Origin of the sequence: Streptomyces sp. NPDC051555 (genome assembly GCF_044454405.1) — a bacterium.
Lineage (GTDB): Bacteria > Actinomycetota > Actinomycetes > Streptomycetales > Streptomycetaceae > Streptomyces.
This window is the reverse complement of record NZ_JBITDP010000020.1, coordinates 20,959-35,962: the sequence shown is the minus strand read 5'-3', so window position 1 is coordinate 35,962 and position 15,004 is coordinate 20,959. Positions and strand designations below refer to the sequence as shown.

General features: G+C 73.0%; 13 protein-coding genes. All 13 read right to left on the bottom strand.

Features of this window, described 5'->3' with window-relative positions; all coding sequences use genetic code 11:
• Window position 1: 1 nt before the first annotated feature.
• Window positions 2-1,021, bottom strand: a complete 1,020-nt coding sequence (locus tag ACIBEA_RS32110) for an ADP-ribosylglycohydrolase family protein (RefSeq protein ID WP_399266707.1) — start codon at window positions 1,019-1,021, stop codon at window positions 2-4.
• Complete coding sequence (locus ACIBEA_RS32105) at window positions 1,018-1,785, bottom strand: NUDIX hydrolase (protein WP_399266706.1); 768 nt, start codon at window positions 1,783-1,785, stop codon at window positions 1,018-1,020. Before ACIBEA_RS32105 ends, ACIBEA_RS32110 begins: the two co-directional genes overlap by 4 nt.
• Window positions 1,782-2,894 carry an AAA family ATPase gene (locus tag ACIBEA_RS32100; protein ID WP_399266705.1) on the bottom strand — a complete coding sequence of 371 codons (1,113 nt, stop codon included), beginning with the start codon at window positions 2,892-2,894 and terminating at the stop codon, window positions 1,782-1,784. Before ACIBEA_RS32100 ends, ACIBEA_RS32105 begins: the two co-directional genes overlap by 4 nt.
• Entirely contained in the window at window positions 2,891-3,493 is a 603-nt protein-coding gene (gene pnuC, locus ACIBEA_RS32095) for a nicotinamide riboside transporter PnuC (RefSeq protein ID WP_399266704.1), read from the bottom strand. The genes ACIBEA_RS32100 and pnuC overlap by 4 nt, the downstream gene beginning before the upstream one ends.
• Before the next feature lie 147 nt (window positions 3,494-3,640).
• Entirely contained in the window at window positions 3,641-5,224 is a 1,584-nt protein-coding gene (locus ACIBEA_RS32090; protein WP_399266703.1) for a pseudouridine synthase, read from the bottom strand.
• A complete protein-coding gene (gene scpB, locus ACIBEA_RS32085) occupies window positions 5,224-5,853 on the bottom strand; it encodes an SMC-Scp complex subunit ScpB (protein ID WP_399266702.1) in 630 nt (209 codons plus the stop codon). The genes ACIBEA_RS32090 and scpB overlap by 1 nt, the downstream gene beginning before the upstream one ends.
• Window positions 5,846-6,976 (bottom strand): segregation/condensation protein A, encoded by a 1,131-nt coding sequence (locus ACIBEA_RS32080; protein ID WP_399266701.1) that lies wholly within the window; start codon window positions 6,974-6,976, stop codon window positions 5,846-5,848. The genes scpB and ACIBEA_RS32080 overlap by 8 nt, the downstream gene beginning before the upstream one ends.
• A gap of 96 nt (window positions 6,977-7,072) precedes the next feature.
• Window positions 7,073-7,585 (bottom strand): hypothetical protein, encoded by a 513-nt coding sequence (locus ACIBEA_RS32075; RefSeq protein WP_399266700.1) that lies wholly within the window; start codon window positions 7,583-7,585, stop codon window positions 7,073-7,075.
• Window positions 7,570-8,688 (bottom strand): ParA family protein, encoded by a 1,119-nt coding sequence (locus ACIBEA_RS32070; protein ID WP_330329685.1) that lies wholly within the window; start codon window positions 8,686-8,688, stop codon window positions 7,570-7,572. Before ACIBEA_RS32070 ends, ACIBEA_RS32075 begins: the two co-directional genes overlap by 16 nt.
• Before the next feature lie 401 nt (window positions 8,689-9,089).
• Window positions 9,090-10,205, bottom strand: coding sequence for an alanine dehydrogenase (gene ald, locus ACIBEA_RS32065; protein WP_385779315.1), 1,116 nt, complete (start codon window positions 10,203-10,205; stop codon window positions 9,090-9,092).
• 152 nt (window positions 10,206-10,357) lie between these two features.
• Window positions 10,358-12,322 carry a tetratricopeptide repeat protein gene (locus ACIBEA_RS32060; protein WP_399266699.1) on the bottom strand — a complete coding sequence of 655 codons (1,965 nt, stop codon included), beginning with the start codon at window positions 12,320-12,322 and terminating at the stop codon, window positions 10,358-10,360.
• A 271-nt stretch (window positions 12,323-12,593) separates the two neighbouring features.
• Window positions 12,594-13,220 (bottom strand): NUDIX domain-containing protein, encoded by a 627-nt coding sequence (locus ACIBEA_RS32055; protein ID WP_399266698.1) that lies wholly within the window; start codon window positions 13,218-13,220, stop codon window positions 12,594-12,596.
• A gap of 99 nt (window positions 13,221-13,319) precedes the next feature.
• Window positions 13,320-14,954: a CTP synthase gene (locus tag ACIBEA_RS32050; RefSeq protein WP_385779321.1), complete on the bottom strand. Its 1,635-nt coding sequence runs from the start codon at window positions 14,952-14,954 to the stop codon at window positions 13,320-13,322.
• Window positions 14,955-15,004: the final 50 nt, after the last annotated feature.

The following is a 15,004-nucleotide window of genomic DNA, read 5'->3' as shown; positions in this document are numbered from 1 at the left end:
CTCACGCGTCCCAGAGGGCGCCGAAGGCCAGGAGTTCGTCGCGGTACTCGATGCGGCCCTCCCAGTCGCGGGGCCAGACGTCCGCGCCGAGGTGGGCGCCCGCGAAGGCGCCCGTGAGGCAGGCGATGGAGTCCGAGTCGCCCGCCGTGCAGGCGGCCCGACGCAGCGCGGTCAGCGGGTCCTCGGGGAAGAGCAGGAAGCAGTGCAGGGCCGTGGCCAGGGCCTCCTCGGCGATCCAGCCGTCGCCGGTGGTCAGGCAGGGGTCCGTCTCCGGGGAGGGGTCGCGCAGGGCGGCCGACAGCCGGTCCAGGACGGCCAGGCATTCGTCCCAGCCGCGGGCCATGTACGACTCGGGCGTGGCGTCGGCCGTGGCGCGCTGCCACAGGTCGCCGAGCCACCGCTCGTGGTAGCGGGTGCGGTTGTCGAGGGCGTACGAGCGCAGCAGCCCGACCAGCCCCGTCACCTCGGTGCCCCGCGCCAGCAGGTACACGGCCCGCGCGGTGAGGTCGGAGGCCGCCAGGGCGGTCGGGTGCCCGTGGGTGAGGGCCGACTGGAGCTGGGCGGCGCCGGCCCGCTCCTCCTCGGTCCAGCCCGGTACGAGCCCCACCGGGACCACCCGCATGTTCGCCCCGCAGCCCTTCGAGCCGACCTGGCTGGCGTCGCGCCAGTCGCGGTCCGGCTGCGCCAGCAGGGAGCAGGCGACCATGCAGGTGCGGCCCGGGGCGCGGTTGTTCTCGGGCGAGCGGTACCACTCGACGAACTCCTCGCGGACCGGGCGGGTCAGCCGCAGCGGGGCGAGCGGACCGCGCTCGGCGGCGGTCCGTATGCCGCGGGCGAGGGCCAGGGTCATCTGGGTGTCGTCGGTGACGATCGCCGGGCGCGGCAGCGCCATCTGCCGCCAGGGGCCGGTCTTGGCGAGGATCGAGGGGACGTCGTTGAACTCCGTCGGGAAGCCGAGGGCGTCGCCCAGGGCCAGCCCGGTCATCGCCCCCGTCGCCGCCCGCTTGGTGGTCGTGGTCATCGTGTGGGTCCTTCCGAAGGGCGGAGCAGGGGCGGGTGGAGGGCGCTCGCGCGGCCGGCCCGGTAGAGCGCGGCCGGTTTGCCGCGCCCGCCGGTCAGCCGGGCGCCGCCCGGCACGGGGTCGACGAAGCCGGGGGTGGCGAGCACCTTGCGGCGGAAGTTGGGCCGGTCCAGGGCGGTGTCCCAGACGGTCTCGTAGACCCCCTGGAGTTCCCCGAGGGTGAACTCGGGCGGGCAGAAGGCGGTGGCCAGGCAGGTGTACTCCAGCTTCGCGCCGATCCGCTCGCGCGCGTCGGCCAGGATCACCGCGTGGTCGAAGGCCAGTTCGGGGGCCGGGCCGCGGGCCTCCCCCAGCGGCATCCAGCGCGCGTGTTCGGCGTCGCCGCCGCCCGCCACGGCCGGTTCGGGCATGTCGGGGACCAGCGCGGTGAAGGCGACCGAGACGACCCGCATCCGGGGGTCCCGGTCGGGTTCGCTGTAGGTCCGCAGCTGTTCCAGGTGGAGGTCGGCGACCACCGACCCGGGCAGCCCGCTCTCCTCGGCGAGCTCTCGGCGGGCGGCGGCCTCGGCGGATTCCCGGGGCAGCACGAAGCCGCCGGGCAGCGCCCAGGCCCCGGCGTACGGTTCCTGGCCGCGCCGGATCAGCAGGACGTGCAGCCGAGCGCCCCGCACGGTGAAGACGGCGAGGTCGACGGCGACCGCGAACGGCTCGAAGGCGGCCGGGTCGTACCCGGCGGGGCGCGGGGCGCGGGGCGGGGCGCTCACCGGTGCTCCAGGGGCCGTACGTCCTCGGGGAGCGGGTCGGCGAAGTACCAGCCCTCCGCGAGCAGCCCGTCGACCGCCGCGACGGCCGTCTCCAGCCGCTCCTCGCGGTCCCCGCCGATGACGAGGAAACGCCTGCCGGTGCGGGTGAGTTCCTCGTGGAACCGGCCGGTCATCCACGGGCGCAGCTGCGGCCCGTCGCGCAGGCCGTCGTCCTCGAAGGGGACGCCCTCGTGGTCGGTGAGCAGGTACAGGTCCCGTCGGGGCCCGGAGCGGGCGATCTCCTCCACCTCGGCGCTGCGGGCGCCGAGGTAGCGCTCGTGCCAGATGCCGGTGGCGAAGGAGTCGGTGTCGCAGAAGAGCACCGGGGAGCCGAGCCGGGCCGCCGCGTCCTCGTCCGCGTCCTGGCGGCGCGCGATCACCGGGAACTCGGCGGAGGCGAAGGCGGCATCGGCCCAGTCCGCCGCCGGGTCCGCGGCGCGCAGGGCCGCCAGCTTCTCCTCGCTGTAGCGGCGCCCGTACTCGGCGACCCAGCCGGTCTTCGCCCAGACCCCGCCCCGCCGCCGGTAGTGCGCGGCCAGCGCCCGGGAGAGGGTGGTGGTGCCGGTGGACTCGGCGCCGAGGACGACGACCCGCCGGGCGAGCGCGGCCCGTACGCCCGGACCGAGGAACTCCCAGGTGCCCACGGGGTCCGCGCGCACCGCCGTCCCGGAGACCGGGAAGAGGGAGCGGGCGGGGTCGACGCGGACCTCCTCGGCGCCGAAGCGCCGGGCCAGCTCGGCCCCGTACTCCTCGGAGGTGAAGACGGCGTCCACCGGCTCCCCGACGGCGCTGCGGAAGACCGCCATGTGGGCCTCCCACACCCGCGGGTCGAGGAGGTCGACCGGGATGTCGTCCACCGCGCCGACGACCCGCGCCCCCGGGTGCGCCTCCCGCATCCAGGCGACCCGGTCGGCGAGCGGCACCGACTCCACGGAGGCCGCGCAGACCAGGACGGTGAGCCGCTCGCACTGGTCCTGGGCGGTCCGCACCAGGTGGTGGTGGCCGGCGTGCGGCGGGTAGAACTTCCCGAGCACCAGCCCGTGCCCGTGGCGCCGCCCGGGCGCGCTCACGCGCCCGCTCCAAGGGCCGCGGTACGGGCGCCGGGCGCGGTGTTCGACGCACGCCGCCAGTTGCGCAGCCCGATCAGGCACAGGGCGAGGAAACCGGCGTAGAGCACGGAGGTCAGGTAGAGGCCCTTGTAGGCGTACAGCGGGATGTACACGAGGTCGGCCGCGATCCACAGCCACCAGGACTCGACGAGCTTGCGGCACTGCCCGTAGGTGGCCGCGAGCGAGAGCCCGGTGGTGAGGGCGTCCCAGAAGGGCACGGTGGAGTCGCTGACCCGTGCGAGGAGCAGGGTGAGGGCGAGGACCCCCACCGCCCCCGCCGCGGCCAGCCAGGTCCATTCGGTGCGCGTGGTGGCGCGCACCGGCAGGGCCTCGGCCGTTCCCGGTCCACCCCCGTGGGTCCAGGACCACCAGCCGTACGCGGCGAGGGCGATGAAGACGATCTGCAGCCCGGCGTCGGCGTAGAGGCCGGCCTGGGCGAAGAGCACGATGAAGAAGACGTTGTTGGCGATGCCGATCGGCCAGTTGGCGACGTGCTGACGCGCCACCAGCCACACGCACAGGGCGCCGGTGGCGAAGCCGAGTACCTCGGTCCAGCTCATGACCGCCCCCCATTTCTTTAATAGTCATGATGACTATAAAGCGTGCCGGGGACGCCGGGCAAGGGAAAAGCCCGCGGCGCCGGTGGCGCCGCGGGCTCTCCTGGGTGGTGCGGTGGTGCGGTGGTGCGGGGTGGTGGCCCGGCCTGACTACAGGCCGACCTCGCGCATCAGCATGCCGACCTCGGTGTTGGTCAGGCGGCGCAGCCAGCCCGACTTCTGGTCACCGAGCTCGATCGGCCCGAAGGCGGTCCGCACGAGCTTCTCGACCGGGAAGCCGGCCTCGGCCAGCATGCGGCGGACGATGTGCTTGCGGCCCTCGTGGAGGGTCACCTCGACCAGGTAGTTCTTGCCGAGCTGGTCGACGACGCGGAAGTGGTCGGCGCGGGCGTAGCCGTCCTCCAGCTCGATGCCGTCCTTGAGGCGCTTGCCGATGTCACGCGGCAGCGGGCCGGTGATGGCGGCGACGTACGTCTTCTTCACGCCGTACTTCGGGTGCGTCAGGCGGTGGGCCAGCTCACCGTGGTTGGTGAGCAGGATGATGCCCTCGGTCTCCGTGTCGAGCCGGCCGACGTGGAACAGGCGCGTCTCGCGGTTGGTGACGTAGTCGCCGAGGCACTGGCGGCCGTCCGGGTCCTCCATCGTGGAGACGACGCCGGCGGGCTTGTTCAGCGCGAAGAACAGGTACGACTGGGTGGCGACGGTCAGGCCGTCCACCTTGATCTCGTCCGACGGCTGGACGCGCTTGCCCTGCTCCAGCACGATCTCGCCGTTGACCTCGACGCGCGACTGCTGGATCAGCTCCTCGCACGCACGGCGCGAACCCATGCCCGCACGGGCGAGCACCTTCTGCAGACGCTCCCCCTCCTCCTCGGCGCCCGGGAAGGTCTTCGGGGTCTTGATCTCGGGCTTGTCGGCGTAGCGGTCGCGCACGCGCTCTTCGATCCGCGCCTCCAGCTCGCGCGGCTTGGCCTTGCCGCTGCGGCTGCCGGGGCCGATCCGCGGGCCGCCCGCGCCGCCGATGCCGGGGGTCCTGGAGGTCTTGGGGCCGCCCTTGGCGCCACCGCGCGCCGCCGCGCCGCGCGCACCGCCACCGCGGTTGCCGTCGGCCGCGCCGCGGGCACCGCCGCCGCCCGCCTTGGCACCGCCGCGACCGTTGCGCTCGCCCTCGGGGCCTACGTCGTAGCGGCGCTCCTCGGGGCGGGGGTTGCGGATCCGCGGCGCCGGGGCCTGGTCGCGGTCGCGCGCGTCGGAGCCGCCCTGGTAGCCGCCACCCTGGTAGCCACCACCCGAGGACGAACCACCGCGCGAGCCGCCGCCCTGGTAGCCGCCGGAGGACGAGCCACCGCGGGAGCCGCCACCCTGGTAGCCACCACCGGAGGACGAACCACCGCGGGAGCCGCCGGAGCCGCCACCCTGGTAGCCGCCGGAGGACGAGCCACCGCGGGCTCCGCCGCCCTGGTAGCCGCCGGAGCCGCCGCCCTGGTAGCCGCCACCCGAGGACGAGCCACCGCGGGAGCCGCCGGAGCCGCCGCCCTGGTAGCCGCCACCGCGGGAGGAGCCGCCGGAGGAGGAACCGCCGCGGGAGCCACCACCGCCGGAGGAGCCGCCGCCTCGGTAGTTGCCGCCACCGCCGGAGGAGGAGCCGCCGCGGGAGTTGCCTCCGCGTCCGCCACCACCGCCGCCGCCGCTGTTCCTGTTGCCGCCGCCGTTGCCGTTGCCGCTGCTTCGCATCAAAGTTCCGTCGTCTTGTCGTCTTCAGAATCGTCCGGGGCGTACGCCGCGTCCGGATCGAACGACGGCACACCCTCCAGCGTCTCGGCTTCGATCGCGTCCGCCTCGGGGAGGAAGGGCGCGAGCTCCGGGAGCTCGTCCAGGCCGCGCAGGCCCATCCGCTCCAGAAAGTAGTTCGTCGTCCTGTACAGGATCGCACCTGTTTCGGGTTCCGTCCCCGCCTCGGCCACCAGACCCCGCTGCAGGAGGGTCCGCATGACCCCGTCGCAGTTGACTCCGCGCACCGCCGAGACCCGCGAGCGGCTCACCGGCTGGCGGTAGGCGACCACCGCCAGCGTCTCCAGCGCGGCCTGCGTGAGCCGGGCCTGCTGGCCGTCCAGGACGAAGCCCTCCACGGCCGCCGCGTACTGCGGTCGACTGTAGAACCGCCAGCCCCCGGCGACCAGCCGCAGCTCGAAGCCGCGGCCCTGGCGGGTGTACTCGTCGGCCAGCTCCCGCAGGGCGAGCGCCACCTCCCGGGGCGTGCGCTCCAGCACCTTGGCCAGGTGGGCCTCGGTCGCGGGCTCGTCGACCACCATCAGTACGGCCTCCAGCGCGGGCCCCAGCGCCAGCTCTCCCACGTCACTCATCCCGCGCGCCTTCCCCGGTCCGGTCGAACTCGTCACTCACGGTCAGCGGCGCCGGGGCGCCGTCCGCGCCCGCCGCGCCGGTCCAGCGGACGGTGAGCGTCCGCAGGGCCTCCTCCTGCTCCAGGACGACCGCCTTCTCCCGGTACAGCTCCAGCAGCGCCAGGAACCGTGCCACCACCGTGAGGGTGTCGCCGGTGTCCTCGGTCAGCTCCTGGAAGGTGGCCTCGCCGCGGGCCCGCAGGATCCGCACGACGACCTCCGCCTGCTCCCGGACGCTGACGAGCGGCGCGTGGATGTGGTCGACGTACACCGCGGGACGGGCCCGGGGCTGCATGGCCTTGGCGGCGAGCCGCGCGAAGCCCTCGGGGCCGATGCCGATGACCACCTCCGGCAGCAGTTCGGCGTGGTGCGGCTCCAGCCCGACGGTGCGGGGATGGCGCCGGCCCTCGTCCTCGGCGCGCTGCTCGAAGATCGTGGCGATGCGTTTGTACGCGCGGTACTGGAGCAGCCGGGCGAAGAGCAGGTCCCGCGCCTCCAGCAGCGCCAGGTCCGCCTCGTCCTCCACCTCGGCGACCGGCAGCAGCCGGGCGGCCTTCAGGTCGAGGAGGGTGGCGGCGACGACGAGGAACTCGGTGGTCTGGTCGAGGTCCCAGTCGGGCCCCATGGCCCGGATGTGCGCCATGAACTCGTCGGTGACCCGGGAGAGGGCGACCTCCGTGACGTCGAGCTTCTGCCGCGAGATCAGCTGGAGCAGCAGGTCGAAGGGACCCTCGAAGTTCGCCAGCCGCAGCATGAAGCGGCCGTCGCCCGCCACGGCCCCCGGAGCCCGCGCGGCGGGATCCCCGGGCGCGGCGTCGGGCGCTCCCGTGGGCTCCCCGGGCTCCGCCCGCGGCCCGTCGGACTCCGCGGCGCGCGCGCCCTGTACCCCGGACCGGCCACGAACGCCCTCAGCGGGCCCCTGAGGCCCTTGTGCGGCCTCCGGGTCCCCCACGGCCGGCAGGGGCCGTACGGGCTCCGCGGCGCCCTCCAGGGCGCCCTGTGGTGGTTCGGGAGCGGCCCGGCCGGGGCCTCGGCCCAGGCTGCGGCGGGCGGGACGGCCGGGGTCGGCGGTCGAGGGAGGCATCGCGGTCCAGGGAGTACGGGAGGCGGAACGGTCGTTTCGGCTCCCATGCTGCCGCCTCCGCCCCGGCGGGGCGGGACGCGGCGTACGCGCGGCGGGTCAGCGCCCGCGCAGTCGGCGGACCAGGATGCTCGCGTCCCCGCGGGACTCCAGATCGGCCAGGACGACCGCGACGGCCTCGCGCACGATCCGCCCGCGGTCCACCGCGAGCCCGTGCTCGCCGCGCAGCACCAGCCGCGCGTGCTCCAGGTCCATCAGCTCTTCGGCGGAGACGTAGACCGTGATCTTCTCGTCGTGCCGCTCGCGCCCGCTGGGCCGCCGGTTCGCCCCGCGGCCCTTGCCGCGCCGCTGCTCGCCGCCGCCGGTCCCGCCCACGGAGCTGACAGAACCTTCCTGCGACCTGCGCTGCTGGCCCACGGCGCCCATGTCGGTGGTCGCCTCCCGGCTGCGCCCCTCCGCCCCCGCGTCCTCCGCGGTGGCGGTGTGCTCCGTCCGGACCGACGCACCGCCCGCGTCCTCGGCCGCGCGTCGCGGCGAGGACGACTGGAGGGCGGTGCCCCCCGTCGTGCGGAACAGTTCGTCGGCTCCGGGCAGACTCACTCGGCGGGACACCGGGCGAGCACCTCCCTGGCCAACTGGCGGTAGGCGGCGGCGCCGACGGAGTTGGAGGCGTACGTGGTGATCGGCTCACCGGCGACCGTGGTCTCCGGGAAGCGCACCGTACGGCCGATGACGGTGTGGTAGACGTGGTCGTCGAAGGCCTCGACGACCCGCGCCAGCACCTCGCGGCTGTGCACCGTACGGGAGTCGTACATCGTGGCGAGGATGCCGTCGAGCTCCAACTCGGGGTTGAGCCGCTCCTGCACCTTCTCGATGGTCTCGGTCAGCAGCGCCACGCCGCGCAGCGCGAAGAACTCGCACTCCAGCGGGACGATGACCTTGTGAGCCGCCGTCAGGGCGTTCACGGTCAGCAGACCGAGCGAGGGCTGACAGTCGATCACGATGTAGTCGTAGTCGGCCATCAGCGGCTTCAGCGCCCGCTGGAGCGTCGACTCGCGCGCGACCTCGCTGACCAACTGCACTTCGGCGGCGGAGAGGTCGATGTTGCTGGGCAGCAGGTCCATGTTCGGGACCGCCGTCTTCAGCAGCACCTCGTCGGCCGACATCCCCCGCTCCATGAGCAGGTTGTAGACCGTCAGGTCGAGTTCCATCGGATTCACGCCGAGGCCCACGGACAGCGCGCCCTGCGGGTCGAAGTCGACGAGCAGCACGCGGCGCCCGTACTCGGCGAGGGCGGCACCCAGGTTGATGGTCGACGTGGTCTTGCCCACGCCGCCCTTCTGGTTGCACATCGCGATGATCTTCGCCGGACCGTGGTCGGTCAGCGGACCCGGGATCGGGAAGTACGGCAACGGCCGTCCGGTCGGGCCGATCCGCTCCCGGCGCTGGCGGGCAGCGTCGGGCGCGAGGGTGGCCGCGTACTCGGGGTCGGGCTCGTACTCGGCGTCGGGGTCGTAGAAGTGCCCTTCGGGCACCACGTCATAGTCGGCGAAACCAGTGGGCTTTTCGCCGCTCAGGTCGCCGGCCCTGGAGTTCACGTCTAGGCCGTCCATGCTCTTTTGGGGCGTCGTCAGGTGCTGGTGGTTTGCGAAGGTGCGTACCGCGACGGAGCCGACCGCCTCGAGTCCGACAGGACCCTGGCCCCGCGCAGGCATCCCTGCTTGGCCACCTCCAGGAGCAAATGTCGACTCATTCACAAGTCGTCTTACCTCCTTGGACGTGACCAGGACACTTATCGATAGGTCAGCGTGGCACCATGCCGACGGTTGGCGACTCTATGGCGTGTCACCGCTCCGCAGCAACACAATCCGCCGGACCCGCCGCGTTGTGTCGGCAACCGAACACCACTCTGTCAAGGGCGTGCGAGCTGTCACTGCGAAGTTTCACGGGTGCGCGAATCGGTTAAAGGGTTACGTTCGAGGCGAGTTGAGCGGGGTCGCCGCGGGCCTCGAAACGCCTCCGGCCGGACCTTGCTGACAAGGTCCGGCCGGATACGTGAGATTGACGTCAGTCGTTGACGGGAAGCCGTCGACCGATGTCGACCGCGCGTGTCGGATCAGCCGAGGAGCGAGCTCAGCTCCAGGGTCGGCAGGCCGTGGGCCTCGGCGACCGGGCCGTAAACGACCTGTCCGTCATGGGTGTTGAGACCCAGCGCGAGCGCGGCGTCGCGACGCAGCGCCTCGACCCAACCGTTGTTCGCCAGCGACACGATGTAGGGCAGCGTGGCGTTGGTGAGGGCGTAGGTGGAGGTGTTCGGCACCGCGCCCGGCATGTTGGCGACGCAGTAGAAGACCGAGTTGTGGACCTCGAAGGTCGGCTCGGCGTGGGTGGTCGGACGGGAGTCCTCGAAGCAGCCGCCCTGGTCGATCGCAATGTCGACAAGGACACTTCCGGGCTTCATCCGGGAGACCAGCTCGTTGGTGACCAGCTTCGGGGCCTTCGCACCCGGGATGAGCACCGCACCGATGACGAGGTCGGCCTCCAGGACCGCCTTCTCCAGCTCGAAGGCGTTGGAGACGATCGTCTGGATCTTCGTGCCGAAGATCTTGTCGGCCTCGCGCAGCTTGTTGATGTCGCGGTCGAGCAGGGTCACGTGGAAGCCCATGCCGATGGCGATCTGCGCGGCGTTCCAGCCGGAGACGCCGCCGCCGATGACGACGGCCTTCGCGGCCTGGGTGCCGGGGACGCCGCCGGGGAGGATGCCGCGGCCGCCGACCGAGCGCATCAGGTGGTAGGCGCCGACCTGCGGGGCGAGGCGGCCCGCGACCTCGGACATCGGGGCGAGCAGCGGCAGCGCGCGGTTGGCCAGCTCGACCGTCTCGTACGCGATGGCGGTGGTGCCGGACTCCAGCAGCGCGTCGGTGCACTCGCGGGAGGCCGCGAGGTGCAGGTACGTGAAGAGGGTCTGGTCCTTGCGGAGGCGGTGGTACTCCTCCGCGATGGGCTCCTTGACCTTCAGCAGCAGGTCGGCGGTGGCCCAGACCTCGTCGGCGGTGCCGAGGATCTCGGCGCCGGCCGAGACGTACTCGGCGTCCGTGATCGAGGAGCCGACACCGGCGTTCTGCTCGACGAAGACCTGGTGGCCGTTGCGGACCAGCTCATGCACGCCGGCGGGCGTGATGGCGACCCGGAACTCGTTGTTCTTGACCTCGCGGGGGATGCCGACCTTCATCGTCGATCACGGTCCTTGGCTCAGGGGAAATTACTGGGTACTTCCATACATACCCGCCCACAAGAACGCGCAACGGGATGCACCACGGGCTGCCGCGGTGAACCCAGTCTAATGAAGGATGAGTCGCTGTCTAGCCTTGCAAACGAATAATCTCAGTCGGAACCACTACGGATTTCGCAGGCTGCGGGGTCATCTCCCAGCAATCTGTCGGCCGTGGCACGGTGCAATCGGGCGGCCGCGGGGTCGCCGAGGCGATCGAGCGTGTCGGCGAGCCGCACCTGCAGCGCGGCCTGCAACCGCAGATCACCGGCCTTGCGCGCCAGCTCGACCGCCTCCCGGCAGGTGTGCAGCGATTCCTCCGGCCGCCCGGCGTACTCGCGCACCCGTGCCATTTCGCTCAACGCCTTTGCCTGGCCCGGGACATCGGCCAGCTTGCGGTAGCCCGCCGAGGCCGCCCGCCAACTGCGCAGCGCGTCCCCGTAGCGGCCCGCGTAGGTGTGCACGTTGCCGAGCCGCCCGTACAGCCTCGCCTCGTCCGCTCGCTCCCCCCTCGCGAGGGCCTGGGACAGCGCTCGACCGAACCAGTCGGCGGCCCGGTGCCAGTCCCCCAGCTCCTGGTAGGCACCGCCTACGGATTCCATCGCGCGGCCGGTCGCGTAGGGGTCGTTCGCCGCCCGTCCCGCGTCCAGCGCGGCCCGGTAGCGCTCCAGCGCCTCGTGCGTACGTCCGGTCTCGGCGTCCAGGTCGGCCAGGTTCAGCAGGGCCGCGGCCTGTTCGCGGTGCAGCCCGCGGCGCTCGGCGACGTCCAGCACGAGGCGGTGCAGCCCGTAGAGCTCGGGCGCCGCCTCCGCGGTGCCGCGGTGCTCGGCCAGCGCCCGGACGAGGGCTGCGACCAGGCGCCGGGCCAGGGTGTCCAGCTCGCCGTCCGCGACCGCCAGCGCGGCGGCCGCGGTCAGCGCGGGCAGCCTGCCGTCCAGCCAGCGGGCGGCGGCCCTGCGGTCCGGGAAGCGCAGGGTGCGCGGCAGCCCGTCGAGCATCTCCCGTACGGCGTCCTCGTCCTCCTCGGCCATGGCCCGGCAGGAGTGCAGCAGCCGGACCGTGCGCTCCAGCATCCGGGCCCGGGCCAGCTGGACCTCGGCCGTGCGTTCCTTGGCCTCCAGGAGCGCCTGGAGCAGCGGGGCGAGGCAGCCGGGCAGCAGGTACTGGCCGTCGGCCTCGGGGCGCAGCAGCGCCAGCCCGGCGAAGTCCTCCAGCGTGGACTGGGCCGCCGCGACGGAACAGCCGGCGAGGGCCGAGGCGATGTGCGAGTCGACCACCCCGGCCGGGGCGAGCGGCAGCAGCCGCAGGCTGCGCTGGGCGGGCTGCGGAAGGGATTCGTAGACCAGCCGGAAGGCGCGGGCCAGCGGTCCCGCGGTGCCGGCGGGCATGTCGTGGAGCTGCTTGGCCACATCGGCGACGGCGGCCTTGGGGTGGGTCGCCAGGTAACCCCCGGCCAGGGCGAGCGCGGCCGGCTGGCCCCCGCAGGCCTCGGCGAGCGCCTCGGCGGCGCGGGGGTCGGCGGTGACGCGGGTGGCGCCCATGCGCTGGGCGAGCAGTTCCACGGCGGAGGGGGTGTCGAGGCCGCCGAGGGTGCAGGGGCGGACGTCCGGGATCCCGGTGAGGGGGCCCTCGGCGGTCACCACGACCAGGCACTCGGGGGTGTCCGGCAGCAGCGCGTCCACCTGGTGCGGGTCGGCGGCGTCGTCGACCAGGAGGATCGCCCGCCGGTCGGCGAGCGCCTCGCGCAGCGCGGAGCTCAGCTCGTCCTCGGCGGCGCCGGGCGGGGTGGCCCGGCCGAGCGCCTCCAGCAGGCCCCTGACGGCCCGTTCCGTGGCGACGGCCTCTCCGCCGGGTGCGGTGAGCCGGGTCCGGAGCACCCCGTCGGGGTACTCGTCGGCCACCTCGCGCACGAACGCCTCGGCGAGGGCGCTACGGCCGCTTCCGGGGCGCCCCGCCACGAGCAGCACCCGCGCCCGCGGCGCCTTGGCCTTGCGGCCGGAGAGGGTGTCGAGCCCGGTCCTGGCGATGTCTTCGCGAAGCTCCTTGAGCTCGCGCCTCCGCCCGACGAAATCCGTCACGGATCCGCTCCTCTCCCTGCCCTCGGGGATCCCGAGAGTAGTTCACACAGAGCGACGACCCGGGTGGAGCGCGGCGGACAAATCGCCCGATCGGATCAGCGGATGGTCACACGATCCCTTCCCGGAGGGGCGGGCGTGGTCCCACCCCTGCCTCCGGCGGCGCCTCAAACGCCGGCGGGGCTGGATCTGGCCACATTCAGCCCCGCCGGCGTTTGAGGCGCCGCCGGAGGCAGGGAGGGGACACGGCTGCCCGCACCCGGCACGGGACCCGCTACGCCCCGTACGGCCGGGCCGGCCACGGCGCGCCGGCCGGACGCAGCGAGGCCACGCCACCCCCCGCGAGCGCGGCGGACAGCGCCAGCACCCCCGTCACCAGCCCGGGATTGGCCAACTCCCCCGCCAGCACCCCCCGCACCAGCTCCCCCACCGGCACCCGCGCCAGCTTCATGTCCGCCTCCTCGTCGGAGACGGCGTACCGCTCCCCCTCCGCCTCCGCGAGGTCCCGCGCCAGGAAGATCCGGATCGCCTCGTCGGACCCCCCGGGCGAGGCGAAGAAGTCGGCCAGCACCCACCAGGACCCGGCCTTGACGTGGGTCTCCTCGTACAGCTCCCGCTGCGCCGCGTGGAGCGGGTTCTCCCCGACCACGTCGAGCAGCCCGGCCGGCAGCTCCCACAGCCGGTGACGCACGGGGTGCCGGTACTGCCGCAGCACCAGCACCCGGTCCTCCTCGTCCAGCGCCAGCACGCACACCGATCCCGGGTGCACCTGGTAGTCGCGCCCCACGACGGTCCCGTCCGGCATCCGGACCCGGTCCGACCGGACCGCCGTCTTCGCGCCCTCGAACGGGGTGCGCGCGTCGACGACCTCCCACGACTCCGCCGTGTCCGTGATGCCCATGGCCATACCCTCCCGGGGAAACGCGACAGCCGGGGCACGATCCCGTGCCCCGGCTGCCTACGGTATCGACCGCCGCGCGGTCGCCCTCGCGCCTGGCGCCTACTTGCCCTGCTGGCGCGCCACGGCGGCCTTGACCAGGCCCGCGAAGAGCGGGTGCGGGCGGGTCGGGCGCGAGCGCAGCTCCGGGTGGGCCTGGGTGGCCACCAGGTAGGGGTGCACCTCGCGCGGGTACTCGACGTACTCGACGAGCTTGTTGTCCGGGGAGGTGCCCGAGAAGACGATGCCCGCCTTCTTCTCCAGCTCGCCGCGGTAGGCGTTGTTCACCTCGTAGCGGTGGCGGTGGCGCTCCTCGACGTACGGCTGGTCGGCGTAGACCTCGCGCACGATCGAGCCCTCGGCGAGCTTCGCCGGGTACATGCCCAGGCGCATGGTGCCGCCCAGGTCGCCCGCGCCCTCGACGAAGGCCAGCTGCTCCTCCATCGTGGAGATCACCGGGTTCGGGGTCGAGGCGTCGAACTCGGTGGAGTTCGCGTCCTCGATGCCGGCCAGGTTGCGCGCGGCCTCGATGACCACGCACTGCAGGCCCAGGCACAGGCCGAGCAGCGGGATCTTGTTCTCGCGGGCGTAGGTGATCGCGCCGACCTTGCCGTTGACACCGCGGTCGCCGAAGCCGCCGGGCACGCAGATCGCGTCCACGTCGGACAGCTGCGCCGCGGCGCCGGCCGGGGTCTTGCAGTCGTCGGAGGTGACCCACTTGATCTGGACGCGGGCCTTGTTGGCGAAACCGCCGGCGCGCAGCGCCTCGGTCACCGACAGGTAGGCGTCGGGCAGGTCGATGTACTTGCCGACGAGCGCGACCTTGACCTCGTGGTCGGGGTTGTGGACCCGGTCCAGCAGGTCCTCCCAGACCCTCCAGTCCACGTCGCGGAACGGCAGGTCGAGCTTGCGCACGACGTAGGCGTCCAGGCCCTCGGTGTGCAGCACCTTGGGGATGTCGTAGATCGACTTGGCGTCGATCGCGGCGACGACCGCGGCCTCGTCGACATCGCACATCAGCGAGATCTTGCGCTTGATCGAGGTCGGGACCTCGCGGTCGGCGCGCAGCACGATCGCGTCGGGCTGGATGCCGATGTTGCGCAGGGCCGCGACCGAGTGCTGGGTCGGCTTGGTCTTCAGCTCGCCGGAGGGGCCGATGTAGGGCAGCAGCGAGATGTGCACGACGAAGACGTTGTCGCGGCCGACCTCGTGGCGGACCTGACGGACGGTCTCCAGGAACGGCAGCGACTCGATGTCGCCGACCGTGCCGCCGACCTCGGTGATGACGACGTCGACGTCGTCGGTCGCCATCCGCCGGATGCGGTGCTTGATCTCGTTGGTGATGTGCGGGATGACCTGCACGGTGTCGCCGAGGTACTCGCCGCGCCGCTCCTTGGCGATCACCTGCGAGTAGACCTGGCCGGTCGTGACGTTGGCCGAGCCATCGAGGTCGACGTCGAGGAAGCGCTCGTAGTGGCCGATGTCCAGGTCGGTCTCGGCGCCGTCGTTGGTGACGAACACCTCGCCGTGCTGGAACGGGTTCATCGTGCCCGGGTCGACGTTCAGGTAGGGGTCGAGCTTCTGCATCGTGACCCGCAGGCCCCGCGCCTTCAGCAGCGCACCCAGGCTGGAGGCCGTCAGGCCCTTGCCGAGGGACGAAGCGACACCCCCGGTGACGAAGATGTGCTTGGTCGTCATGGCTGTGCTGTTTCGAAAAGCAGCGGGCGGCGTCGCCAAGAGGGGGCTCC

Bases quoted from the DNA above. Each gene is read 5' to 3' on its own strand.
- ACIBEA_RS32110 (WP_399266707.1), bottom strand. From the start codon at position 1,021: ATGACCACGACCACCAAGCGGGCGGCGACGGGGGCGATGACCGGGCTG.
- pnuC (WP_399266704.1), bottom strand. From the start codon at position 3,493: ATGAGCTGGACCGAGGTACTCGGCTTCGCCACCGGCGCCCTGTGCGTG.
- ACIBEA_RS32090 (WP_399266703.1), bottom strand. From the start codon at position 5,224: ATGCGAAGCAGCGGCAACGGCAACGGCGGCGGCAACAGGAACAGCGGC.
- scpB (WP_399266702.1), bottom strand. From the start codon at position 5,853: ATGAGTGACGTGGGAGAGCTGGCGCTGGGGCCCGCGCTGGAGGCCGTA.
- ACIBEA_RS32080 (WP_399266701.1), bottom strand. From the start codon at position 6,976: ATGCCTCCCTCGACCGCCGACCCCGGCCGTCCCGCCCGCCGCAGCCTG.
- ACIBEA_RS32070 (WP_330329685.1), bottom strand. From the start codon at position 8,688: ATGCCTGCGCGGGGCCAGGGTCCTGTCGGACTCGAGGCGGTCGGCTCC.
- ald (WP_385779315.1), bottom strand. From the start codon at position 10,205: ATGAAGGTCGGCATCCCCCGCGAGGTCAAGAACAACGAGTTCCGGGTC.
- ACIBEA_RS32055 (WP_399266698.1), bottom strand. From the start codon at position 13,220: ATGGGCATCACGGACACGGCGGAGTCGTGGGAGGTCGTCGACGCGCGC.
- ACIBEA_RS32050 (WP_385779321.1), bottom strand. From the start codon at position 14,954: ATGACGACCAAGCACATCTTCGTCACCGGGGGTGTCGCTTCGTCCCTC.